Origin of the sequence: Fontisubflavum oceani (genome assembly GCF_030407165.1) — a bacterium.
Classification (GTDB): Bacteria; Pseudomonadota; Alphaproteobacteria; order Rhodobacterales; family Rhodobacteraceae; genus Rhodophyticola; species Rhodophyticola oceani.
This window is the reverse complement of record NZ_CP129111.1, coordinates 2,480,531-2,504,115: the sequence shown is the minus strand read 5'-3', so window position 1 is coordinate 2,504,115 and position 23,585 is coordinate 2,480,531. Positions and strand designations below refer to the sequence as shown.

18 protein-coding genes and 3 pseudogenes are annotated in these 23,585 nt (G+C 61.6%); 11 read left to right on the top strand and 10 right to left on the bottom strand.

The features are described from left to right. Window positions 1-10 precede the first annotated feature (10 nt). From QTA57_RS12825 to uxuA, 5 genes and pseudogenes are all read left to right on the top strand, one after another. Window positions 11-1,282, top strand: a complete 1,272-nt coding sequence (locus QTA57_RS12825; RefSeq protein WP_290151849.1) for an ABC transporter substrate-binding protein — start codon at window positions 11-13, stop codon at window positions 1,280-1,282. 65 nt (window positions 1,283-1,347) lie between these two features. Next, window positions 1,348-2,316 carry a carbohydrate ABC transporter permease gene (locus QTA57_RS12820; protein WP_290151848.1) on the top strand — a complete coding sequence of 323 codons (969 nt, stop codon included), beginning with the start codon at window positions 1,348-1,350 and terminating at the stop codon, window positions 2,314-2,316. 66 nt (window positions 2,317-2,382) lie between these two features. Beyond that, window positions 2,383-3,435 (top strand): carbohydrate ABC transporter permease, encoded by a 1,053-nt coding sequence (locus tag QTA57_RS12815; RefSeq protein ID WP_145208555.1) that lies wholly within the window; start codon window positions 2,383-2,385, stop codon window positions 3,433-3,435. After that, entirely contained in the window at window positions 3,435-4,517 is a 1,083-nt protein-coding gene (locus tag QTA57_RS12810) for an ABC transporter ATP-binding protein (protein ID WP_290151847.1), read from the top strand. Before QTA57_RS12815 ends, QTA57_RS12810 begins: the two co-directional genes overlap by 1 nt. Beyond that, window positions 4,514-5,691 (top strand): annotated as a pseudogene (gene uxuA, locus QTA57_RS12805) (mannonate dehydratase). Before QTA57_RS12810 ends, uxuA begins: the two are co-directional and overlap by 4 nt. Here the strand turns inward: uxuA and QTA57_RS12800 are convergent. Together QTA57_RS12800 and QTA57_RS12795 are read right to left on the bottom strand one after the other, a co-directional pair. Beyond that, window positions 5,688-6,581 carry an aldo/keto reductase gene (locus QTA57_RS12800; RefSeq protein ID WP_290151846.1) on the bottom strand — a complete coding sequence of 298 codons (894 nt, stop codon included), beginning with the start codon at window positions 6,579-6,581 and terminating at the stop codon, window positions 5,688-5,690. The pseudogene uxuA and the gene QTA57_RS12800 overlap by 4 nt on opposite strands. Next, a complete protein-coding gene (locus QTA57_RS12795) occupies window positions 6,581-7,735 on the bottom strand; it encodes an LLM class flavin-dependent oxidoreductase (RefSeq protein WP_290151845.1) in 1,155 nt (384 codons plus the stop codon). The genes QTA57_RS12800 and QTA57_RS12795 overlap by 1 nt, the downstream gene beginning before the upstream one ends. Window positions 7,736-7,830: 95 nt before the next feature. Between QTA57_RS12795 and QTA57_RS12790 the strand changes: the two genes are divergently transcribed. Genes QTA57_RS12790 through QTA57_RS12775 form a run of 4 tightly spaced genes read left to right on the top strand, consistent with a single transcriptional unit; the run spans window position 7,831 to window position 11,621 of the window. Then, window positions 7,831-8,535, top strand: a complete 705-nt coding sequence (locus tag QTA57_RS12790) for a GntR family transcriptional regulator (RefSeq protein WP_290151844.1) — start codon at window positions 7,831-7,833, stop codon at window positions 8,533-8,535. Between the two features lie 15 nt (window positions 8,536-8,550). Continuing rightward, on the top strand, window positions 8,551-9,630 hold the full coding sequence (locus QTA57_RS12785; protein ID WP_290151842.1) for a Gfo/Idh/MocA family protein: 1,080 nt from the start codon (window positions 8,551-8,553) through the stop codon (window positions 9,628-9,630). Between the two features lie 39 nt (window positions 9,631-9,669). Then, window positions 9,670-10,512, top strand: coding sequence for a BadF/BadG/BcrA/BcrD ATPase family protein (locus tag QTA57_RS12780; protein ID WP_290151841.1), 843 nt, complete (start codon window positions 9,670-9,672; stop codon window positions 10,510-10,512). Then, the gene (locus QTA57_RS12775) at window positions 10,509-11,621 is read left to right on the top strand and encodes an N-acetylglucosamine-6-phosphate deacetylase (protein WP_290151840.1); all 1,113 of its coding nucleotides are present in this window, start codon (window positions 10,509-10,511) and stop codon (window positions 11,619-11,621) included. The genes QTA57_RS12780 and QTA57_RS12775 overlap by 4 nt, the downstream gene beginning before the upstream one ends. Here the strand turns inward: QTA57_RS12775 and QTA57_RS12770 are convergent. Next, on the bottom strand, window positions 11,609-12,319 hold the full coding sequence (locus QTA57_RS12770) for a VIT1/CCC1 transporter family protein (RefSeq protein ID WP_290151839.1): 711 nt from the start codon (window positions 12,317-12,319) through the stop codon (window positions 11,609-11,611). The two genes, QTA57_RS12775 and QTA57_RS12770, sit on opposite strands and share 13 nt — an antisense overlap. 27 nt (window positions 12,320-12,346) lie before the next feature. Continuing rightward, window positions 12,347-13,761, bottom strand: a pseudogene (locus QTA57_RS12765) (FAD-binding oxidoreductase). Window positions 13,762-14,190: 429 nt separating this feature from the next. Here QTA57_RS12765 and QTA57_RS12760 point away from each other — a divergent pair. Next, entirely contained in the window at window positions 14,191-15,180 is a 990-nt protein-coding gene (locus QTA57_RS12760) for a carbon-nitrogen hydrolase family protein (RefSeq protein ID WP_290151837.1), read from the top strand. A 70-nt stretch (window positions 15,181-15,250) separates the two neighbouring features. Here QTA57_RS12760 and QTA57_RS12755 read toward each other — a convergent pair whose 3' ends face one another. The 5 genes and pseudogenes from QTA57_RS12755 to QTA57_RS12735 form a co-directional block, all read right to left on the bottom strand. Beyond that, window positions 15,251-15,679 carry a VOC family protein gene (locus tag QTA57_RS12755; protein WP_290151836.1) on the bottom strand — a complete coding sequence of 143 codons (429 nt, stop codon included), beginning with the start codon at window positions 15,677-15,679 and terminating at the stop codon, window positions 15,251-15,253. Window positions 15,680-15,862: 183 nt separating this feature from the next. Further along, window positions 15,863-17,004: pseudogene (gene ispG / locus QTA57_RS12750) on the bottom strand (flavodoxin-dependent (E)-4-hydroxy-3-methylbut-2-enyl-diphosphate synthase). An 82-nt stretch (window positions 17,005-17,086) separates the two neighbouring features. Next, complete coding sequence (locus QTA57_RS12745; protein WP_290151835.1) at window positions 17,087-18,322, bottom strand: helix-turn-helix domain-containing protein; 1,236 nt, start codon at window positions 18,320-18,322, stop codon at window positions 17,087-17,089. A gap of 235 nt (window positions 18,323-18,557) precedes the next feature. Further along, on the bottom strand, window positions 18,558-19,781 hold the full coding sequence (hemA, locus tag QTA57_RS12740) for a 5-aminolevulinate synthase (RefSeq protein WP_290151834.1): 1,224 nt from the start codon (window positions 19,779-19,781) through the stop codon (window positions 18,558-18,560). 203 nt (window positions 19,782-19,984) lie between these two features. Beyond that, window positions 19,985-20,563 (bottom strand): 5-aminolevulic acid synthase, encoded by a 579-nt coding sequence (locus QTA57_RS12735; protein ID WP_171559441.1) that lies wholly within the window; start codon window positions 20,561-20,563, stop codon window positions 19,985-19,987. A gap of 167 nt (window positions 20,564-20,730) precedes the next feature. On the opposite strand from QTA57_RS12735, the gene QTA57_RS12730 reads away from it, so the two are divergent. Continuing rightward, window positions 20,731-22,104 (top strand): M20/M25/M40 family metallo-hydrolase, encoded by a 1,374-nt coding sequence (locus QTA57_RS12730; protein ID WP_290151833.1) that lies wholly within the window; start codon window positions 20,731-20,733, stop codon window positions 22,102-22,104. 94 nt (window positions 22,105-22,198) lie between these two features. On the opposite strand, the gene QTA57_RS12725 is transcribed toward QTA57_RS12730, so the two are convergent. Continuing rightward, window positions 22,199-23,554 (bottom strand): MATE family efflux transporter, encoded by a 1,356-nt coding sequence (locus tag QTA57_RS12725; RefSeq protein ID WP_290151831.1) that lies wholly within the window; start codon window positions 23,552-23,554, stop codon window positions 22,199-22,201. Between the last annotated feature and the right edge of the window lie 31 nt (window positions 23,555-23,585).

Sequence of the window (23,585 nt, the reverse complement as noted above, 5' to 3'; positions counted from 1 at the left end):
GATTAGAAACGTGAAACATAAGATACTGACGACGACTGCCCTCGCGGCAGGCTTTGCAACCCTCGCTGGTGCCGCCTCGGCGCAGGAAGTCCGCTTCATGTGCTATTCGGACGGCAATGAATGCGAAGTCTATGAAGATGTGTTGAGCCGGTTCGAGGCCGACAACCCGGGCATCACTGTGGCCATCGACGTGGTGCCCTATCAGGCGATCCTGGAGAACCTGCCAGTGCAACTGGCCGCTGGTACCGGGCCGGATATCGCCAAGGTCACCGATCTCGGCGGCTTGAATGAATACTATCTCGACCTGACGCCGCATGTGGACGCGGATTATTGGGCCTCCAGCTTCGGCGACACGCTTGGCTGGTATCGCGGCGGGCCGGATGACGCCGGTATCTACGGCATGCACAGCCAGCTGACCATCACTGGCGCCTTCGTCAACGCGACGCTCTTTGAACAAGCTGGTGTCGATATCCCGGGCGAGGATGCGACCTGGGAAGACTGGGCCGCGGCGGCCCGTACCGTGGCCGAAGCGACGGATACCGACTTCCCGATGGCGATCGACCGCTCTGGCCACCGCGTGGCAGGCCCGGCGATTTCCTACGGTGCAGCGCTGTTTGACGACAATGGCGAGGCGATCCTGGTGGATGACGGCTTCACCGCCTTTGTGCAGCAATTTGTCGATTGGCACGAAGACGGCACCATCGCGCGCGATGTCTGGGCTGGCCAAGGCGGCCAGACCTATCAGGACGCCGCGCAAGAGTTCATCAATGGCGAGCTGGTCTTCTATTATTCCGGCTCCTGGCAGGTGAACCGGATGAACGACCAGGTTGGCGATTTCTTCGACTGGCAAGTGGTTGGCAGCCCCTGTGGCCCGGCCGGCGCGTGCTCCGGCATGCCGGGTGGCGCGGGGATCGTTGGGTTTGAACAGACCGAGCATCCCGAAGCCGTGGCCGCCGTGATCGACTTCCTGGCGCAAGAAGACATCTATGCCGAAGTCACCGCACGCACCTCGAACCTGCCCGCACATTTGGGCGTGGCCAGCGCAGGTGTTGAGTATGAGGGCGCCTCGCCCGCCGCTCAGGCCGCACTGAACGCGTTTGCGGGCGATCTGCCCGATGTGGCCCCTGCCGCGTTTGCCTATCAGGGCTATGCTGGCAACCGGGCGATGTTTGGCATCACGGTTGAGCGTGTCAGCCAAGCCATCGTTGGCGAGTTGACCGTCGAGCAGGCCATGGAACGCGCCGTGGCCGATCTTGAGGCCGCTATGGCCGAAGCCAACTAACGGCTCCTCTCCGATCTCAGGCGCGCGAACCGCGCCTGAGATCCCTTGCCCTAGGCGTGACGGCTATGCTCCGCATCATCTCCCCCATCATGCGTCTCATCGAAATCCCGATGGTGGCGCTGCAACGGATGCTCGGCATCCACCGGCTGGCCTGGGTCTTCTTGCTGCCCAATCTGGTTCTCTTTGCACTGTTTGCTTTCCTGCCGGTTATCTTGAACATCGCCTATGCGATGACCGGCGGCGACAACGTGCTTTTGTCAGATCGGCCTTATGTGGGCGGGCGCAATTTCTCGACGCTGGCCGATTGTGCCAATCATTTCGATCCGAACTCCTGTCGCGACGACAAATTCTGGCGCGCGGTGTGGAACACGCTGTGGTTCGTGGCGCTGCAAGTCGGGTTCATGGTCGGGTTCTCTTTGCTGACCGCTTTGGTCTTGAACCGCGAGATCAAGGCCCGCGGATTTTTCCGCTCGGTCTTCTTCTTCCCGGTGCTGCTGTCGCCGGTTGTCGTCGCGCTGATCTGGAAATGGATTTTGCAACGCGAGGGCGTGTTGAACGCGTTTCTCGATTGGACCGGCCTCGGCGGGTTCAACTGGCTGATCGACGCGGAATGGGCCTTTGCCTGGACGGTGTTCCTGACGGTTTGGGCGCATATGGGGTTCTATACGCTGATCTTGCTGGCGGGCCTGCAAGCGATCCCGCGCGACGTCTATGAGGCCGCGCTGATGGACCGGGCCAGCCCGTGGCGCACCTTCCGGCGGATCACGCTGCCGTTGCTGTCACCCACAATGCTGGTGGTTTTGGTTCTGGCCCTGATCCGGTCGGTGCAAACCTTCGATGAGGTTTTTGCGTTCACCGGCGGGGGCCCGGGCACGGCCACAACCTTCATCATCCAATACATCTATGAAGAAGGCTTCGCCGGGGCTCCAAGGCTTTTCGGCCTCGCGGCAGCCGCCTCGCTGATGGTGGCCGGTGTGCTAGTGGTGCTCACCTTGGTGCAACTTTGGGTCAACCGGAGGAATGTCAATGGGTGAGCAGATAAACCGCGACGCACCCTTGGCGCAGATCAAGGGCCGCATCTCGACATCGGAGGGCACATGATGAGCCGCGTTTGGGAGTTCCTCACCGCCACACGCGGCAATGGCCGCCTCGATTGGACCGATTGGATCACCTATGGCTATCTCGCCTTGGGCGTCTTCCTGATGTTTTTCCCGGTGATCTGGCTGCTGCTCAGTTCGTTTAAAACCGAGGCGGATTTGCAGCGTTTCCCGCCCACCTTCCTGCCCTATCAGCAAGAGACCCTGATGGTGGATGGCTATGAAGAGCCGCTGCCACTGTTCTTGATGACCGAAGGCGAGTTTGAGGGGCGTGTTCTCGCCCAAGTCCGCCGCGTCGGTCTGCAAGCGCAGATGGTCGACCCGGCCAACCCGGAAGAACGGCTGCGCGTGACCATTGATCAACGCGAGCCGGTGGAACAGGTCTCCCTGGCCTGGGAGAATTATGCGGGCCTGTTTGAGCGGTTCAATTTCCTGCAATTCTTCTGGAACTCGACCTTCATCACGGTCACGGCCACGCTTCTGATGCTGCTGGTCAATTCCATGGCCGCCTTCGCCCTCTCGAAATATGAGTTCCGCGGGCGCACCGTGGTGTTGCTCCTGGTCATCGGCACATTGATGATCCCGCAGACGGTGGTCTTGGTGCCGCTTTTCCTGATCGTGACGGAATTGGGCATGTTCAACAGCTTATGGGGTGTCATTATCCCCGGCGCGGCAACGCCCACGGGTGTCTTCCTGCTTCGGCAATATATGATCACCATCCCCGATGAGATTCTCGACGCCGCCCGGATGGACAAGGCCAGCGAGTGGAAGATTTTCTGGCGGATCATCGTGCCACTTTCGGCACCCGCCATCGCGGTTTTGGCGATCCTTGCGATCATGTGGCGCTGGAATGATTTCCTCTGGCCGTTGATCGTCTTGACCCAGACCGAGAATTTCACCCTGCAACTGGCGCTCAACTCCTTCCAGGGCGAGTTGCAAACCGATTGGTCCAGCCTGCTGGCGATGACCGTTTTGACACTTCTGCCCATCGCGATGGTCTTCATGTTCTTGCAGAAATACATCGCCACCGGCATCGCCTCGACAGGAGGGAAATGATGGCATCCATCGAGCTGAAATCCTTGCGCAAAGCCTATGGCGCGGCGGAGGTGATCAAGGGCATTGACCTCTCGATCGAGCATGGCGAGTTCTGCGTCTTTGTCGGGCCCTCGGGCTGCGGGAAATCCACGCTTCTGAGGATGATTTCTGGCCTGGAAAGCGTGACCTCCGGCGATATCGAAATCGGCGGTGAGGTGGTCAATAAAATCCCCGCGGCGGATCGGGGTCTGGCGATGGTGTTCCAATCCTACGCGCTTTATCCGCATATGACGGTGCGCCAAAATCTCAGCTTTGGCTTAGAAAACATCCAGACGCCGCGCGCGGAAATCGAAAGCAAACTCAACGACGTGGCCGGCATGTTGCAGATCGATATGCTTCTGGATCGGCGCCCCAAAGACCTCTCCGGCGGGCAGCGGCAGCGCGTCGCGATTGGCCGGGCCGTGGTGCGCGAGCCGAAAGTGTTCCTCTTTGACGAGCCGCTTTCGAACCTTGATGCGGAGTTGCGCGTGGATATGCGCGGAGAGATTTCGGCGCTGCATAAACGCTTGGGCAACACGATGATTTATGTGACCCATGATCAGGTCGAAGCGATGACCATGGCCGACAAGATTGCCGTGCTGCGCTTGGGTGAGTTGGAGCAATTTGGCCGCCCGCTCGACCTGTTCAACGATCCGCATAATCTCTTTGTCGCCGGGTTCATCGGCTCGCCGAAAATGAACTTCATGACCGGGGTTGTGCATAGCGCCGACCGCTCACTTCTGACGCTGGACACGGGCGAAGAGGTCAGCCTGCCGGTGACCGGGTTTGCTCATCGGGCGGGCGAGAAGGTCACGCTTGGTGTGCGGCCAAACAGCCTGCTGCCCGATCCAAATGGGTCGATCCATATCCAGGTCGGCGCCGTCGAACAGCTCGGCAGCGACAGCTATCTCTATGGCCAACTGGCCGATGGCACCCGGCTGACGGTGCATAATCCGGGTCAAACCCAGGTGCAGGCCGGGGAGAATGTCGCGCTGAGCTTTACGCCAGACGCGGTCCATCTCTTCGATACCGACACAACCCTGACGCTCCGCGAGGCGCCATGAGGCAGACCTGGCGCTGGTTCGGCCCGGCGGACACGATCTCGATTGCTGAAATCCGGCAAACGGGCGCGGCGGGCATTGTCTCGGCCCTGCATCACATTCCGTCTGGCGCGGTTTGGCCTGAGGCCGAGATCGCGCGGCGGAAGGCGGAGATAGAAACCGGCTCCGACCTGACCTGGGATGTGGTCGAAAGCCTGCCGGTGTCGGAAGCGATCAAAACCCAAACTGGCCCTTGGCGTGATCACATCGCGGCGTACAAAGACAGCCTGCGCAACCTGGCTGCCAAGGGTCCCAAGACCATCTGCTACAATTTCATGCCGGTCCTTGACTGGACGCGCACGGCGCTTCGCGCGCCCCTGCCCCATGGCGGCACGGCGATGCGCTTCGACCTCACCGATTTCGCGATGTTCGACCTGCATCTGCTGGCGCGCCCTGGAGCGGCGGAGGATTACACCGACGCGGTTCGGGCCGATGCCGCGCTGCGCTTTGCCGAGACAGATGACACCGCCCGTGCGCAGTTGGTGAACAACATCGTTGCGGGCTTGCCCGGCGCAAATGACAGCTGGAGTCTGGACGACGTGCGCGCCCTGCTCGCCACTTACTCTGGGATCGACGCCGGCGGCTGCGCCAAAACCTGATCGACTTTCTGGCGGAGGTCGCCCCGTTTGCCGAAGAGCTTAACCTGCACCTGTGCTGTCATCCCGATGACCCGCCCTTTTCGCTGATGGGCCTGCCCCGGGTGATGTCCGACCTTGCCGATTATCGCGCCGTGTTGGCGGCGGTGAACCTGCCAGCCAATGGCGTGACCTTCTGCACCGGCTCGCTTGGCGTCCGGGCCGATTTCGACCCGGTTGCCTTTGTCGAAACCCTCGGTGCCCGCATCCATTTCGTGCATCTGCGGAACACGCGGCGTGATGGGAATGGGGACAGAGTCAGTTTCATGGAAAGCGATCACCTGGCCGGCGATACCGATATGGTGGCCACGCTCCGCGCCCTTCTGGCCGAGGAACATCGCCGCAAAGCCGAAGGCCGCGCCGACTGGGAATTGCCGATGCGGCCCGATCATGGCCATGATCTGCTGGATGACCACCGGCGCGCATCGCAACCCGGGTATCCGCTGATTGGGCGGATGAAAGGCCTTGCAGAGTTACGCGGGGTAATCGCGGCCCTGTCTTAAGGCACCTCGGCCCCGAGCGCCGCCGTATAAATCTCAAACCAGGTTTCGCGATCCAGGTTTACCTTAAGAGCATCGCTGATCTTTTTGATCCTATTCAGATTATTTGTCCCCAGAACAGGCATAATCCGCGCCGGATGCGCCAAGAGCCAGGCGACGGCAACCGCATCCGCGCCGACACCATGCGCCGCGCCAATCCGGTCCAGAACCGCACGCACCGCCGCTCCTTCGGGACCAAACAACGCCCCGCCCGCCAGCGGCGACCAGGCCATCGGCGGGATGCCCCGTTCCTGCATCCAGGCGATATCGCCATTGGTAAAGGGCGCATGGCAAAGCACGCTGACCTCGATCTGATTAGTCACCAGCGAGGTGGACATCGCCGATTGCAGCAGCGTCCAGTCATGCAGTTTGAAATTCGATACCCCGACGTGGCGGACCTTGCCCGACTGAACCAGACCATCCAGCGCCTTGCCGGTCTCGTGGTGATCCATCAGAGGATCGGGCCGGTGGATCAGTAGCAAATCGATCCGATCTGTCTGCATCAACTGCAAAGACGCCTCAACGGACCCGGTGATATGCGCGGCGGAGGTGTCGTAGTATTTCACCCGCTTGTCGGCATATTTCCCAATCGGCGCGATGATATCGCATTTGGTCACCAGCTCGACTTGATCTCGCAAGCCGGGGGCCGCTTGAAACGCCGCGCCAAGGATCGCTTCGGCCTCGTAATCGCCATAGATATCGGCCTGATCCATCGTGGTGATGCCCTGTGCGAGACAGGCTTCAACCTTGGCCTGCACATGATCTGCCGAGGTGTCGGAGTCATCCCCGATCCGCCACATCCCATAGATCAGCCGCGAGAAATCCAGATCATCGGCCAGCTTTATCCGTTCCATCAGCGTCGCTCTCCCGCGCCCAAAGGTGTCGCCGGGGTCTCTCTGGGCACCCGACCGTATTCTTGCGGCAGCGAACAGGTCTTCAACTGCGGCATCACCTTTTCGCCGAAATGCCGGCATTCGTCGAGATGTGGATAGCCGGAGAAGATAAACGCCCGGATGCCCATCTTCTGATAGGCTTCGATCTCGGAGAGCACTTGGTCGGTGGAGCCGACAAGCGCCGCGCCGCAGCCCGACCGCGCCCTGCCGATCCCAGTCCAGAGATGCGGCTCCACATAGCCGAATTTATCCGCCAGCTCGCGCGCTTTCGCCTGATGCGCGACGCCGAGCGAGATCGAGTCATGCGCCCGATCACGGATCAACTTGCCATATTCGTCATCCAGCTTGCTGGTCAGATACTCCGCGTATTCTCGGGCCTCCGCCTCAGTATCGCGAACGATCATATGCACGCGCAGCCCATAATCGAGCGTTCTGTCATAGCGCTCCGCCACCGCGTTGACGGCTTTCATCCGCTCCGCAATCTGCTCTTTCGGCTCGGGCCACATCAGATAGACGTCGCAATGCTGCCCGCAAAGATCCAAGGCCGCCGGGGAATACCCGCCGAAATACAAGAGCGGACCACCCGTCTGATAGGGCCGCGCCGGATCGGTGGTTAAGCCTTGGAAATTATAGACGTCACCCTCGTAGTTAATCTCATCCTGGGTCCAAGCCTGTTTCAGGATTTCCACCACCTCACGCGAGCGCTGATAGCGGAACCCGCTTTCGGCCACCTCGCCGGGGAAATCCGAGGAGATGATGTTCACCGTCAGCCGGCCTTCCAGCATATGGTCCAGCGTGGCGATGGTGCGGGCCAGCATGATCGGCTGCATCTCGCCGCAACGCACCGCGGCCAGCATGTTGATCCGATCCGTGATCGGGGCACAGCCCGCGACAAAGCTGAGCGTATCTTGGCCCACCTGATAGCTCGACGGGCACAAGATATTGCGGAAGCCTTGCGCCTCCGCCTCCTTCAAAATCGACGAACAATGCGCCCAGGATGAGCGCAGATCGCCATCGGGCACGCCCAGGAATTGATAATCATCGGAACAGAGCGCGGCGAACCAAGAGACCTCGGCGGCGTCCAAATCGGCGGATGTCACGGGCACAACTGTCATCTTTATCCTCCCCGGATGCGCAGTTTTGTCTTGCGTAGCACTCGCTTTAGAGTAGATCAATGCTATATCAATTTCCACGCGGGAGGGCGTGAGAGGTGACCGAGCCCGGCGCGCTTCCGGCGTATTTGCAAATCAGCGAGATGCTGATCCGCGACATCGCGGCGGGGCGCTTGGCCGATGGGCAGCGCCTGCCGCCCGAGCGCGAGATGGCCGCCGAGCATGGTGTGTCAGTCATGACCCTGCGCAAGGCGTTAGCCGAATTGGAGACCCGCAAGCTGCTTGAGCGGCGCCAAGGGTCGGGCAACACGATCCGTGCGAATGGCGAGATTGGGGGCGTCTACGCGCTTTTCCGCCTGGAACTGCTGGAAGGCGGCGGCTTTCCAACAGCGCGCGTACTGGACGTGTCGCGGGAAGCGAAACCAGACAATATCCCCGATCTGGGCAGCGACACTCCGTTCGCCTGGCGCATTCGGCGGGTCAGGTCGCTCAACCGGCAACCGGTCTCAGCAGAGGAGATTTGGCTCGACGGGCGATTTACCGAAACGCTCGCCGCCGACGAGCTCAGCCAATCGCTCTATCTCTATTACCGCGAGACCTTGAAGCTCGCGATCCTCCGGGCCGAGGATCGGGTGGGCGTTGACCCTACACCGGATTGGGCCCCGGAAGAGGTTGGCCTGCCCTCCGGCGCGCCCGCCTGTTTGGTGGCACGTCGAACCTGGAGCCAAGCCAATGATCCCATCGAGTTTTCTCGCTCTTGGGTGAACACAAGCCGTGCACGCTACGTCGCGCGGATCAGCTAGCAGAAAGACACGACTATGAGATACGGCATCATTGGCTGCGGCATGATGGGGCAAGAGCATATCCGCAACATCCGCCTTCTGGGCGATTGTGAGGTGCGCGCGATTGTCGAGCCGGACCCGGGCATGCGGGCGCAGGCTTTGGATTTGGTTCCCGACGCGATCGCTTGCGACAGTATCTCCGAATTGGTGGCGCGGGAGGATGTGGATGTCGTGGTGATTGCCACGCCGAACTACCAGCACCTGGCGCAGCTTGAGGAGATTGCGGCGGCCCGCGCCCTGCCGGTTCTGGTCGAGAAGCCCGTCTATACTGATCCGGCAGAACTGCCCCGATTGAAACGGCTTGAGCAGAGTTATGGCGCGCTGATCTGGGTGGCGTTGGAATATCGCTATATGCCGCCAATCGCGAAGTTCCTCGATTTGGCCGAGCGGGAGACCGGCGGCGCATCGATGTTGAGCATTCGCGAGCATCGGTTTCCCTTCTTGGAGAAGGTCGGGGATTGGAACCGCTTCAACCAGAAAACGGGCGGCACGATGGTCGAAAAATGCTGCCATTTCTTTGACTTGATGCGGGTGACCCTCGGCGCTGAACCGGTGCGCGTCATGGCCAGCGCAGGACAGGTCCTGAACCATTTGAGCGAACAATATGAAGGTATGACCCCAGACATCTGGGACAGCGGCTATGTGATCGTCGATTTTGACAACGGCGCGCGGGGCATGTTGGAATTATGCATGTTCGCAGAAGGCGCGCGCTATCAAGAGGAGCTTTCCGCAATTGGGCCAACCGGCAAGATCGAAGCGCTTGTGCCCGGCCCCGGGCGGTTCTGGCCCACTCATTTGGGACCGGCCCCAACCCCGAAAGTCATCACCAGCCCACGCGCGCCGCAAGGCCCGCGCGAGATGGAAATCCCCGTCGATCCAACCTTGCTCGACGCAGGCGACCATAACGGCGCAACCTTCTATCAACACCAGTTGTTTTTGGCAGCGGCCCGAGATGGCACCGCACCGGCGGTCAGCCTGAGCGACGGGATCGCCGCCGTCCGCATGGGGCTTGCGGCGCAAGAGGCGGCGCGCGAGGTGCGGGTTGTGACGCTCTAAGACTGGCGGAGACCCTTTGAGCCGCATAGATTGCCGGGGATGAGAGCGCGGATCACCATAGGGATCGATGGCGGCGGCAGCGGCTGCCGCGTGGCCATTCGCTTGCCCGGTGGCGGGGTGATGCGGGTCGATGGCGGGCCGGCCAATGCGTTCACCGACCCCGCCGGAGCCGCCATCGAACTGTCGGAAACACTGGGCCGCGGCTTATCTCAAGCTGGATTGACCCGCGCGGTTTTGCCCCGCGCCCGGATCTGCGCCGGGATCGCAGGCTGTCGCTTGCCAGAATTGGCCAAGGATATGGCCGCCCGCCTGCCCTTCCCCACGCAGATTGTCGATGACAGCGTCACCGCGCTTCATGGCGCGTTTGACGGTGCGGATGGCACCTTGATCAGTCTCGGGACGGGGTCGTTTTTTAACCGCAAGGTGGGTGGGACGGTGACCCATCTCGGCGGTTGGGGGTTTCAGCTTGGCGATGAAGCCTCGGGCGCTTGGCTCGGGCGGCGTCTGGTTGCGGTGAGTTTGCAGGCCAGCGAGGGCCGGATGGCCACAGATGCGCTGTCGGAGGCCGTGATGGCACGGCTGGCCCCACACCCGCTGCTCACACTGCAAGATGCGGACCCAAGCGATTATGCGGCGCTTGCGCCCTTGGTGTTGGACCATGCCGAAACCGGAACCGGGCAACAGCTCCTCTCCGAAACGATGGCGGAGATCAGCCGGGGCCTGGAAGATCTGGGTCATGAAACCGGTGCGCCCCTGGTCATGGCGGGCGGGTTTGGCCAAGCCCTGACTCCCTTTCTGCCGGAACCCCTCCGCGTGAGCCTGGTTGCGCCCAAAGACACCGCATTGGATGGCGCATTGGCAATGGCGGCCGCGCTGCCATGATCCTGAAAGGTGTGAATATTCTTGATGGCGACGGCTGGCGCAAAGGCGTCGATATCGAAATCGCCGATGGCCATGTGGCCAGCATCAGCCAGAGTGTGGCGATCCCCGGAGCGAAAACCGTCTTTCCCGAGTTGGTCGATCTCCAGGTGAATGGTGGCGATGGTCTGATGCTGGGTGACTGCCAAAGCGCCGCCGATATCCGCCGGATCATGGCCGCGCATCGCAGGCTTGGCACGGGTTTTATCCTCCCGACGCTAATTTCGGACAGCATGGAGGTAACGGCGCGGGTGGTCGACCTGACGGTACAGGCGATGGCGGATGAGCCAGGGCTGTTGGGCCTGCATCTGGAGGGGCCGCATTTGGCGGTGCCTGGCGCGCATGATCCGGCAAAACTTCGACCGATGACCGAGGCCGATCTGTCGCTGTATTTTGACGCGAAAGCACGGCTTGGAAGTTTGATGATCACGCTCGCGCCTGAGCAGGTCAGCTTGCCGCAGATCGGCACTTTAGCTGAGGCTGGCATCATCGTCTCGCTCGGGCATAGCGCGTGCGATTATGACATGGCGATTGCGGCCTTCGACGCCGGCGCGCGGATGGCGACGCATCTATACAATGCGATGTCGGGGGTGCACCATCGGGCCCCGGGGCTGGTCGGTGCCGCACTGGACCGGGCGGAGGCCTTTGGGCTGATCGCGGATGGGCATCATGTGCATGACGCCTGCTTGCGTCTGGCAGTACGGGCTCGTCCCGACGCTTTGATGCTTGTCAGCGATGCGATGGCCGTTGCGGGAACCGATGTGACCCGTTTTCAGTTGAACGGTCGGGCGATTCAGCGGCGGGAGGGGCGCCTGACCCTGGCGGATGGTACATTGGCCGGTGCCGATACCAGCCTTCTCGACAGCGTGATGTATCTGGCCCAGGTGCTGAATCGCCCGCCGGTGGACACGCTGCCATTCGCATTTGATCGGCCTTGGCGTCTTCTGACCGGCGCGCCGGCCCGGATTGCCGAGGGTACCCGCGCGCAGTTCTGCGTCTCAGATGCAGATGGGATCACAAGCTTTGACAATGGCGAAGCGGTCTTTTTCAGACCCCACGATCACAGCGCCTGACCGACCAGCGCGCCAATTGCCGACGTCGCCGCCATCGCCAGAACGCCCCAAAGCATCACCCGCCCCGCCGCACGCAATTTCGGCGCCCCACCCGCATGAGCCCCAAGCGCACCAAGTATTGCCAAAGCGACCAAGGTTGCGCCGCCGACCAGCGGCAAGACCGACGACATCGGGCTGATCGCGGAGACACTCAGCGGCACGGCTGCGCCCAAAGCAAATGTTAGGGCCGAAACCAGCGCCGCTTGCAACGGACGCGGTGGCGACAGATCGGTCAGGCCGATCTCATCGCGCAGATGGGTGCCAAGCGCATCGGCTTGGGTCAGTTCTTGCGCGACGCGCGCGGCCAGTTCAGGGCTGAGGCCACGTTCTTCATAGATCGCTTCCAACTCGCGCAGCTCACCATCCGGATTACGGATCAACTCGGCCTTCTCGCGCGAGATATCCGCCCGCTCCACATCGGCCTGAGACGAGACGGAGACATATTCCCCGGCTGCCATGCTCATCGCGCCTGCAACCATCCCGGCGACACCCGCCAAAATCATCTCCACCCGGTCCGCACCGCCAGCGGCGACCCCGACAATCAAGGAAGCCGTCGACAGGATACCATCATTCGCCCCCATCACAGCGGCGCGGAGCCAGCCGGACCGGCCCGAGAGATGCGGTTCTTTGTGAGCGGAATACTCTGGCGCGTGTGGCATGCTGGCTCTTTGGCTGGCGAGGGTGATTTAGGGGTTCGGGAGGCCGATCTTACCCGGGTTGAGGATGTTCAGCGGGTCGATCCCGGCTTTGATCGCCGCCATGACCTCCATCGCGGGTGCGCCGAGTTCTTTTACAAGATAGGGCGCTTTGCCCTGGCCGATCCCATGTTCGCCAGTGCAGGTTCCGTCCATCGAGATCGCCAGATCGTTCAGCCAGCCGACGAAGTTCTCGGCCCGCGCAATCTCAGCGCTATCCTCCATATCGATCAGCAGCAGGACGTGGAAATTCCCATCTCCCACATGGCCCACGATACCGGCGCAACAAAGCCCATTTCGGCGGTTTTCGCTTGCGCCGCCGTGACGCAATCAGCCAGGCGGCTGACCGGCACGCAGACATCAGTCGAGATGCCTTTGGCCCCAGGGCGCAAGCCGAGGCTCGCCCAATACGCATCATGGCGGGCTTGCCAAAGTCTGTTGCGGTCTTCCTCGCGCATCGTGGCTTGGAAATCATGGCCGCCAAAGTCTTCGGCAATCTCGCCAAAGCTCGCGGCCTGTTCCGCAACTCCGGCCGGCGAGCCGTGAAACTCCACCAGCAAAAGCGGCGTCTCCGGCAAGCTGAGCTTGGAATAGGCATTCACGGCTTTCACCGTCAGGGCATCCAAAAGCTCGATCCGCGCCACGGGCAGGCCGAACTGGATCGTCGTGATCACCGTGTTGCACGCCGCTTCGACACTCGGAAAAGAACAGGTCGCCGCCGAGATCGCCTCGGGGATACCCTGCAGACGCAGCGTTAGCTCGGTGATCAGGCCAAGCGTGCCCTCAGAGCCGACCATCAGGCGGGTCAGGTCATAGCCCGCGCTGGTTTTCCGGGCCCGCGCGGCGGTCTTGAGCATCTCGCCCGACGGCAACACCGCTTTCAGGGCCAGCACATTGTCCTTCATCGTGCCATAGCGCACCGCGTTGGTGCCGCTGGCATTGGTCGCCGCCATGCCGCCAAGCGAGGCATCCGCGCCCGGATCGATGGGGAAGAACAGCCCTGTATCGCGCAAATGCGTGTTCAGCGCCTTCCGGGTCACGCCGGGCTGGATCACCACATCCATATCTTCGGTGTTCACGGCAAGGATCTGATCCATCTGGCTCAAATCGACGCTGATCCCCCCTGCGGGCGCGTTGACATGGCCCTCAAGCGAGGTGCCGGTGCCAAATGGGATAATCGGCACGCGATGTTCGGCGCAAACCCGCATGATCTCCTGCACCTCTTCGGTGGAGCGCGCAAAGACCACGCCATCGGGCGGCTGATTCCGGAGCCAAGTCGTTGTGTGACCATGCTGTTCGCGCATCGCCTGCCCGATCTCGAACCGCGGCCCGAACCGCTGCGCCAAGATGCCAAGCGCGGTGGCAATCCCCGCCTCATTGCGGGGCATATCCGCCAAAACGGCCATCGCCAGATCCTTCCCGAAGAACTCCACGCCCAGATTAGCGGGCGGGTTTGGGCGACGCAATTGGCGGTGGCTCGATTGGGGGCGACCCATTGTCCACCGGTCTCTGACATCTGATCCGGAAAATCACGTGCATGTCGTCCCTCTGTCGCGCAGCCGTCACATTCGAGGCGGACACTTGCCGCACCCGCCTGACCTTCCCGATACGGGAGCCTGCCCTAGCCGGGATCAGCCGCACTGTCCCCCATCCGCGCGGCCCCGGCAAAAGATGAGGGTCGGCCCCTAACGATCAGAAGGTGTCTTACGCGACCCGTGGATTGCCCGCGGTACGACCCAGTTTCATGACGATCAGGGGTGGCTCTTCGGGCTGCCTCTTTTTTTCGGCGCCCTACCCCATGATAAGCGGCTCTTCGCAACAGGGGAGCCGCCGGCATGAAGATCATCCGTTCCGAGATCAGACCAGACGGACATGAAAGCGACCGGCTCACGGTTGGGATCGCGCAGATCGCACCGGTATGGCTGAACCGCGCGGCGACGTTGGAGAAAGTGATGGCTGCGACGACGGAGGCCGCCGATGCGGGTTGCGATCTCGTCGTCTTTGGCGAGGCTCTGGTGCCGGGCTATCCGGTTTGGATCGAGCGCACGGATGGCGCGCGCTTCAATGACCCGAAGCAGAAGGCGATCTATGCCCATTATGTCGATCAGGGCGTGGTGATTGAGCGCGGCGATCTTGACCCGCTTTGTGCCTTGGCCGCCGAACGGCAGATCGCGATCTATCTCGGCGTGATGGAGCGCGCGCCGGATCGCGGCGGCCATAGCCTTTATTGTACGCTGGTTTATATCGGGCCGGATGGGCAGATCGGCTCTGTCCATCGCAAGCTGCACCCGACCTATGAAGAACGGCTGGCCTGGGCCTCGGGCGACGGTCATGGGTTAAAGGTCCATGATCTCGGCCCGTTCCGTGTGGGCGGCCTGAATTGCTACGAAAACTGGCTGCCGCTTGCGCGCTCAGCGCTCTATGCGCAAGGCGAGAGCTTGCATGTGAGTGTCTGGCCCGGCGGCCTTCATAACACCTGCGATCTGCCCGTGTTCATCGCCAAAGAAAGCCGGTCTTATGTGATCGCGGCGAGTGGATTGCTGCGGGTGTCGGACCTGCCCGAGGATACGCTTGCCCGAGACGAGATCGTGGCGGCGGGTGGCGATGTGATCTCTAATGGCGGCAGCACGATTGTCGCCCCGGATGGCACGGTGTTGGTTGATCCGGTGGTGGATGAGGAGGCCCTGATCGTGGCCGAAATCGACGCGGGCGTCGTTCGCGGCGAACGACAAAACCTTGATCAAGCTGGGCATTATGCGCGGCCAGATGTCTTGCAACTCAACGTGAATCGAACCCGGCAGCGCCCGGTTCAATTTGACGACTAAGGTCTGCCATCACCGAAGACCCCCGTTGGCGAGGTTTGCTGCCGATCACCCTGACATGATCGGTTGCCCGTTAAAAGCCGATGACCACCGATGGCGCACTTCGCTGTGCGGGGCCATGGTAGACCGCCTCAATGTTGTTTCCATCGGGGTCAAGCACGAAAGCCGCGTAATACCCCGGGTGATAGGCCCGCTCGCCCGGCGCGCCGTTATCGCGCCCGCCATGGGCCAGCGCCGCGCCGTAGAAGGCATCGACCGTGGCGCGGTCTTTCGCCTGGAACGCCAAGTGGTGCCTCCCGGTCAACGCGCCGAGTGCGGCAGGGCTCTCAGCCGAGGATACGACCAACTCGTCGGCGAAAAAGACGTCATCGGCCATATCGACAATGGGAATGTCCAAGACGCCCAGAACAGCGGTGTAAAAGTCCCGGCTCGCCGCGAAGTCGCGGACGACGAGTTGGACGTGGTCGATGAGGCGGCCACGATGCAGTTCAACGGATTCCATGGTCATTCTCCAAACGAAATTGGGCGTCTTAGCATGCCTTGAGCTGCCGGTCTGGGCGAGGGCAATTGAAACGTCCAAAACCCGGGCAACACGGCTTCTCTCAACGGCTTGCCATTGAGCGGCCCTCTGCGGCCCGAAAAGCTGGCTCACGCGTTACCAGGATAAGTCCCGCTGGACGATGCGCTATTCCGCCGCCTGGCTCGCGGCCTCTTCTGCGGCCCGCTCGGCATCCAACTCAGCGGCCTTCTTCTCGACCTGTTCGACGATGTGCTCAACCATCTGATCGTTGGACAGCTTGTGGCTTTGCGCGCCAGCCAGATAGACCATGCCCGACCCAGCCCCTCCGCCGGTAAAGCCGACATCGGTCATCAGCGCTTCACCCGGACCGTTCACAACACAGCCGATGATCGAGAGGCTCATCGGTGTTTTGATATGCTCCAGCCGCTTCTCGAGCGTCTCGACGGTTCTGATCACGTCGAACCCTTGCCGCGCACAAGACGGGCAGGAGATGATGTTCACGCCGCGATGGCGCAGGCCGAGCGCTTTCAGCATCTCGAAGCCGACTTTCACCTCTTCCACCGGATCGGCCGAAAGGCTGACCCGCATCGTATCGCCAATGCCCATCCAAAGCAGGCTGCCCAGCCCAATCGCCGATTTGATCGTGCCGGACATGAGGCCCCCGCCTCCGTGATGCCCAAATGGATTGGCGCGTCGGTCGCCTCAGCCAGGCCCTGATAGGCGGCGGCGGCCATGAAGACATCGGAAGCTTTGCAAGAGATCTTGAACTCGAAGAAATCGTTGTCTTCCAAGATCTTGATATGGTCGAGCCCGCTTTCGATCATCGCATCGGGGCATGGCTCGCCATATTTCTCCAGCAAGTGCTTTTCGAGGGAGCCAGCGTTCACCCCGATCCGGATCGAGCAGTTATGGTCGCGGGCAGCTTTGATCACTTCTTTCACGCGGGTCTCGTCACCAATGTTACCGGGATTGATCCGGAGACACGCCGCGCCCGCCATAGCGCTCTCGATGCCGCGTTTGTAATGAAAGTGAATGTCGGCGACGATCGGCACCGGGCTTTCGCGGACGATCTCTTTCAGAGCTTTGGAACTGTCCTCATCCGGCACCGACACGCGAACAATATCGGCCCCAGCCTCGGCGCAGGCCTGCACCTGCGCGATGGTGCCTTTGATATCCGTGGTCAGCGTGTTGGTCATCGTCTGCACGGAAATCGGCGCATCACCACCGACGGGCACATTGCCCACATGGATCTGGCGGCTTTTCCGGCGGTCGATATTGCGCCATGGGCGGATCGGGTTATGCGACATGGGCTGCGCGGCTCCGGTCAGAAGAACTGTCTCTCTTTGGGTAGATAGAGCGACGGGCGCAGAGGCACAACGGCCTGCGGCATCATTCCTCGACAGCGGGCTCCGGGCTGAGCACCAGAGCGGCCACTTCCGCCAGGTCCGGGTCTGTTGTGGCATCCGCTATGACATAGCTGTCTGAGATTGCATCCGCCGAAAGCACCACGTCGCGCGCCACCGAGGTCCCGGGCCCGGCGGGCCCCATCGTCACGCCGTTGACTGCAAAGTAGAGCGAACCGGAATTGCCCGCGCGCAGCGTCGGCGGCACCTCCGAGATCGGCAGCTCATAGCTGTCACCGGCGTCGAGCGTCCCTTCGAAGATGACGGTGCCACTGGCCGAGGTCACACGCACCCAAGACGGGCGCACTGCGAAAAGCACAACCTGATCCTCGGTCCGCTCAGTGACTTGCACAGCACTGCCCGGGAGCGGCTCTTCGACCGGTGCGGCAGCGCTAGCGAGACGATTCACGGGCGGGGCCAATGCGCCGACTTCATCGGGATCCAGCGTTGCCAAGGGTTGGTCGCGCGGTGTCATCACGGGCATGTCCAATGCCTGAGGGCGATACAGCCGATCCAACGCATCCGCTCTGGGAAGGGATGTGGCTGCATCGTCGGGCAAGCCCGTGCCAAACGTCCCATCTGGGGCCGCACCGCCAAGCGCATCAAGCTGGGCCAACGTGTCGGGCGCCTGCTCCACCGGTGCAAATTGCAGCCGCTGCACATCCTGCAATACGGCCCAGGCCCCGTATCCAATGCCCGCAACCAGCGCCACAAGCACCAAAACGGAGCCTAGCGCGCCCGGTTCGATATTGGAGAAGAGTCGCTCACGTTCCGGGGTAAACGACACCCGCGCAGCTTTAATCACATCATTGGGGTCGATCCGCCCCGGCGCCTCTGCCAAGGAGCGTTTGGCCTCAACCGCTTGACGTGCGGAAAACCCGTGCACACCTGAAAACCCGCTCTCGCCGCAGAACCGGTCAAAGGTCCATTCTGGATCGAGCGACAGATAGCGCGCGTAAGATCGGACATAACCTGCGATAAACCCTTGCGAAGAAAAGGCGGATAGATCGCCATTTTCAATAGCCGAGATATAGGCGGCCTTGATTTTTAGCTCACGTTCCACATCAAGAAGAGATTTTCCGAGGGTCGCGCGTTCGCCGCGCAACAGATCACCCAGGGGGACTTCGAGGGCGGCTAGCTCCTCGAACGGTACAGCCTGTACCCGATCCTCTGCCCTGTTTTGGCCCATACTGGCCTTGCCCCGTTTTTTATGCTGGTCCACGTAACTCGCCTGTATGTGGCCAGATTTGCTGTAACAGCCCGTCATCCCCAAAAGAGTGATTCCCCAAAACCACTCAACTTGGCGGGCACCTTACCACAATAGCAAAACTCTGTGCACTAGCGGTTAACGCAGCATCACTGTCGGCGTAATTCAGCGCATAACGGGCGCGCCCTAACTGTGGGCATGCAATCCACCCAGGCCGAGGCCTGGGTGAAGGCGCGTTCTGATCGGGATCTTAGGCGCTTAGCTCGGATCGATTGAGCGCGCAATGGCTCCATAACCCATCCATCGCACGAACCAGACCATCCAGCATTTTGGGGTCATGAACCGGAGATGGCGTGAAACGCAAACGCTCAGTACCACGTGGCACGGTCGGGTAATTGATCGGCTGCACATAAATCCCGTAATCGGCCAGCAACATATCCGAGATTTTCTTGGTATGAACCGGATCACCCACAATCACCGGCACGATGTGGGAGCCGTGATCGATGATCGGCAGGCCCATCGCTTTCAGACGGAGTTTCAACACCTTGGCGCGCTCTTGCTGCATATCGCGGCGCGCCTGATCGGTTTTCAGATGCTTGACCGACGCCGCTGCGCCCGCGGCGATTGCCGGTGGGATCGAAGTGGTGAAGATGAAGCCCGGCGCGTAAGACCTGATCGCGTCGCACATTTTTTCAGACGCAGCGATATAGCCGCCCATCACGCCAAATGCCTTACCCAGGGTCCCGTTGATGATGTCCAGACGGTCCATCAACCCGTCCCGTTCCGCCACGCCTGCACCGCGCGGACCATACATGCCCACAGCATGCACCTCATCCAGATAGGTCAGCGCCCCAAATTCATCGGCCAGATCGCAGATCTCTTCAATCGGGCCAAAATCGCCATCCATCGAATAGATCGATTCGAACGCGATCAGCTTCGGGGCCGCCGGATCATCAGCCGCCATCAACTCGCGCAGATGCGCGACGTCGTTATGGCGGAAAATCCGTTTCGCACCGCCATTGCGGCGTACACCCTCGATCATTGAGGCGTGGTTCAGCGCATCGGAGTAAATAATCATACCTGGGAAGAGCTTGGGCAGCGTGCTTAAAGTCGCATCATTGGCGATGTAAGCCGAGGTGAAGATCAGCGCCGCCTCTTTTTGATGCAAATCGGCCAGCTCAGCTTCAAGCCGCTTGTGGTAAACTGTGGTGCCCGAGATGTTCCGCGTGCCGCCTGAGCCCGCGCCCGTCGCGTCCAAGGCTTCTTTCATCGCATTCAGAACAACCGGGTGCTGACCCATGCCGAGATAATCATTGCCGCACCAGACGGTGATATCCTGCTTGGTGCCGTCGGGCCGGTTCCAAACCGCATGCGGGAACTGACCGCGCTTCCGCTCGATATCAATGAAGGTCCGATAGCGGCCTTCCTCATGCAAACGGTTCAGGGCCGTATCAAGCGCGGTATCGTAGTTCACTGGCTGTCTCCTTCTTTGACCCCCGGGAGGTACCTTCCCCGGTCCCCTGGGCCAAAAGACGCTGGCTGTCTGTTTGCGCCGCCCCTTCGCGAACGGCCATTTCTGTCTTACCGCTGATACTGCGGTGGGGCTGTCTTCGCCAAGTTACAAATTGCCGCGCAACCCACTTTGATTTGAATCAACCCATGGCTGTATCTGGGCCGTTAATTGGCGATAATCGCACGGCAATCCGCGACTCCGCAATCTAAATTGGCCGCTTCATCTGTCGGCCCAAAGCCCCAAGCGCCGGTGCTCGGCGAAATCGCGAAAACCTTGGGGCGATCCGCAAAGCGATAGTCCCCCCGCAAAACGGCGCTGGCCGAAGCGCTCAGCTGGATCGCCGCCCCCGGCTCCCAACCGCGCGGGCGGACCACCAGCACCACAACACATTCTGCCCCGTCTTCGCGGCCAGCCTCACATTGGGCGAGGGCTGCGGCGCGGGCGGCCTCTTCATCATGATAGTTTCCGACGGCGGCGGTTGTGTTTGGATTGGCCAGCCCCGCATCAGGTGCAATCGCGAGCGCGCCATAATAGAGCATATCGGGCAACAGCCCGTCGCTCACCGCCCCTTCCAGAAGCCCGATTTCGGCAGCGTTCAGGCTATCATGCGGTACAAGCACGCCCTCCGCCGGCCCGCGCGCTGAAAACAACTCGCGTTGTGCTTCGCGGCCCGTGGGCAAATCCTGCGCAAACGCCGGCAGGGTCAGCCCCACCAAGGCCAAAGCTCCAACAATCGCGCGCATCACCCTCTCCTTCTGCTCATCCGAAATCAACGTCCCACAAGGGCCATAACCCCCAAACGTCACGGTCTCTCCATGTAGCGGCTTCCCCCGCCCCGGGCAACCGCTGGACATCCCGTCAGCGGAGCGTAGAGTTCGCGGCAATCCCGGTTTTATGGAAAGGACACCCAATGTCATTGGATGCAGTATTGGCGCGGATCGACAGCGATCTGGATCAGGCCACAGAGCGGTTGATGGAGCTTCTGCGGATCCCCTCGATCTCAACCGATCCGGCGTTTGACGCAGATTGCCAAGCGGCGGCGGAATGGCTGGTGACCGAACTAACCGGATTGGGATTCGACGCCTCCGTGCGGCCTACACCTGGCCACCCGATGGTCTTGGCCCATGGTGGGGGCGACGGCCCACATGTGTTGTTTTACGGCCACTACGATGTGCAGCCGGTGGACCCGCTCGACCTGTGGCACAAACCGCCCTTTGAGCCCGCCATCGAAGAAACGCCAAATGGCAAGGTGATCCGTGGCCGGGGCGCGGCGGATGACAAAGGCCAGTTGATGACCTTTGTCGAAGCCTGCCGCGCTTGGAAAGCCGAGACGGGGACCCTGCCCGCCAAGGTGACGATCTTCTTCGAAGGAGAAGAAGAAAGCGGCTCACCCTCGCTAATCCCATTCCTGGAAGAGAATGCCGACGAATTGACGGCGGATATCGCGCTGATCTGCGACACCGGGCTGTTCGATGCGGAGACCCCCGCAATCGTGACGCAGTTGCGCGGGCTTCTGGGCGAGGAAATCACGGTCACCGGCCCGCGGATCGATCTGCATTCGGGCATGTATGGCGGCATCGCGATGAACCCGATCCGGGCCTTGAGCGATGTGCTGTCCAATCTGCATGACGAGAATGGCGTGATCCAGGTGCCCGGCTTCTATGATGATGTGGCGGAGTTGACGCCCGAGCTGAAAGCACAGTGGGACGGGCTTGGCTTTGACGCAGGCGGTTTCTTGGGCCCGGTCGGCCTGTCGGACCCGGCGGGGGAAGCCGGATGCTCGGGGCTTGAGATGATCTGGTCCCGCCCCACGGCGGAGATCAACGGGATCTGGGGCGGCTATACCGGCGACGGGTTTAAAACTGTGCTGCCGTCTGAAGCCCATGCGAAGGTCAGCTTCCGGCTGGTCAGCGGTCAGGACCCGCATAAGCTGCGCGCGAGTTTCCGGGCCTGGGTGACGGAGCAATTGCCCGCCGATTGTGAGGTGGAGTTTGCCGATCATGGCGCCTCCCCCGCCGGGCATATGGATACCAGCCACCCGGCCTTCGATGTGGCTCTGAGCGCCCTGTCGGCGGAATGGCCGAAACCGGCGGCCTATATCGGCTGCGGCGGGTCGATCCCGGTCGCGGGGTATTTCAAAACCTATCTGGGCATGGATGCGCTTCTGGCCGGGTTTGGCAAAGATGATGACGCGGTGCATTCGCCGAATGAGAAATACGATTTGGAGAGCTTCCATCGCGGCATTCGGGCCTGGGCCCGGATCTTGGGCGGCCTTGCAAAGTAATCCAGCGGAGGCGCGCTGGTCGCGCGCCACGCGATACATGGGCGCCAAGTGGCGAGGTCACGACCTGCCCTTGGCGTCTTTCTCGCTTGAAACATCAGGCCGGTGAGGCCAACCGTGCGGGTCCACGCCAGAACCGCGCCATCATCAGACCGCCCGCCAGGACAAGACCAACCACCAGGCCGAGCCAGATACCGACCCCGCCCATATTGAGCGTGAAACCAAAGAGATAGCTCGACGGGATGCCGACCAGCCAATAACTGACGACGGCATAGAACATCGGAAGCTTGGTGTCCTGTACGCCCCGGAGCAGGCCAAGCGCCATGACTTGCGCCGCATCTGCCAGTTGGAACAGGCAGGCCACGACCAGAAGCGAGGTGCCGATCGCGATGATCTGTGGCCGCAACGGATCCATCGGATCGACGAAGAGGGACATGAGTGGACCCGGGAAACTCAGGAAAAGCGCGATGGTGATCCCGACCATGACCGCCGAGAGGATCAAAGCCGCCTTGGCCGCGTGACGGAGATTGGGGATATCGCCCCGCCCCCAGGCATGGCCCGCGCGCACCGTTGCCGCCGAACTCAACCCGACATGCACCATGAAGGTCGTCGACACGATCTGCAGCGCGACACCATGGGCCGCAAGCTCCAGCGCGCCGATCCAGCCCATCATGATCATCGTCGCCATAAACAACCCGCCCTCGGAGAGCAGCGTCAGCCCGATCGGCCAGCCGAGACGGAACACCTGGCCGAACGCCTCCCAATCCGGGCGCCAAAGCCGCGCGAAGAGGTCGTAATGGGCGACCCCTTTGGCATATGCCGCATAGAGCGCCAGGACCAAGAACATCAGCCCATGGGTGCCAAGCGAGGCAAAGGCCGCGCCGCGCAGGCCCAGTTCCGGCGCGCCGAGGTTGCCGAAGATCAGCACCCAGTTCAGCCCGGCATTGAGCAGAACCGCCGCCAGGGTCGCCCAAAGCACCACTTTGGTGTGCTCCAATGCCGAGAGATGGCTGCGCAGCACCATGAACATCACGGCAAAGCCAATCGCCCCGCCCGCGATCCGCAAATAATCCTGCGCATCGGCAGCCACTTGCGGCTCTTGGCCAAGCGCCAGCAGAAGCGCGCCGGAGAACCAAAAGAGCGGCAGGCTGAGCGCGCTGAAAATCGCGGCGAGCCAAAGGCCCATTCGGGTCACCCGCCGGGCCTGGGTCTTGTCGTCATTGGCGACAGCGGCGGCCACCATCGGCATCACCGCCAGCGCAAACCCCATGCCGATAATCAGCACGATATGGAAATAGCTGGCGCCCAGAGCGACGGCAGCCAGTTCCGGCACGCCATACCAGCCCACCATGATCGTATCGGTCAGACCGATTGAAGTCTGGGCCAATTGGCTGCCGATCAGGGGTAAGCCAAGCGCCAGAGTGGCGCGCATATGAGTGCGGAACGGGGACATGATCAGACTGGCTTATCTGGCCCGATCGGAC

Bases quoted from the DNA above. Each gene is read 5' to 3' on its own strand.
- QTA57_RS12820 (WP_290151848.1), top strand. From the start codon at position 1,348: ATGCTCCGCATCATCTCCCCCATCATGCGTCTCATCGAAATCCCGATG.
- QTA57_RS12815 (WP_145208555.1), top strand. From the start codon at position 2,383: ATGAGCCGCGTTTGGGAGTTCCTCACCGCCACACGCGGCAATGGCCGC.
- QTA57_RS12810 (WP_290151847.1), top strand. From the start codon at position 3,435: ATGGCATCCATCGAGCTGAAATCCTTGCGCAAAGCCTATGGCGCGGCG.
- QTA57_RS12800 (WP_290151846.1), bottom strand. From the start codon at position 6,581: ATGGAACGGATAAAGCTGGCCGATGATCTGGATTTCTCGCGGCTGATC.
- QTA57_RS12795 (WP_290151845.1), bottom strand. From the start codon at position 7,735: ATGACAGTTGTGCCCGTGACATCCGCCGATTTGGACGCCGCCGAGGTC.
- QTA57_RS12785 (WP_290151842.1), top strand. From the start codon at position 8,551: ATGAGATACGGCATCATTGGCTGCGGCATGATGGGGCAAGAGCATATC.
- QTA57_RS12780 (WP_290151841.1), top strand. From the start codon at position 9,670: ATGAGAGCGCGGATCACCATAGGGATCGATGGCGGCGGCAGCGGCTGC.
- QTA57_RS12775 (WP_290151840.1), top strand. From the start codon at position 10,509: ATGATCCTGAAAGGTGTGAATATTCTTGATGGCGACGGCTGGCGCAAA.
- QTA57_RS12770 (WP_290151839.1), bottom strand. From the start codon at position 12,319: ATGCCACACGCGCCAGAGTATTCCGCTCACAAAGAACCGCATCTCTCG.
- QTA57_RS12760 (WP_290151837.1), top strand. From the start codon at position 14,191: ATGAAGATCATCCGTTCCGAGATCAGACCAGACGGACATGAAAGCGAC.
- QTA57_RS12755 (WP_290151836.1), bottom strand. From the start codon at position 15,679: ATGGAATCCGTTGAACTGCATCGTGGCCGCCTCATCGACCACGTCCAA.
- QTA57_RS12735 (WP_171559441.1), bottom strand. From the start codon at position 20,563: ATGCGCGCGATTGTTGGAGCTTTGGCCTTGGTGGGGCTGACCCTGCCG.
- QTA57_RS12730 (WP_290151833.1), top strand. From the start codon at position 20,731: ATGTCATTGGATGCAGTATTGGCGCGGATCGACAGCGATCTGGATCAG.
- QTA57_RS12725 (WP_290151831.1), bottom strand. From the start codon at position 23,554: ATGTCCCCGTTCCGCACTCATATGCGCGCCACTCTGGCGCTTGGCTTA.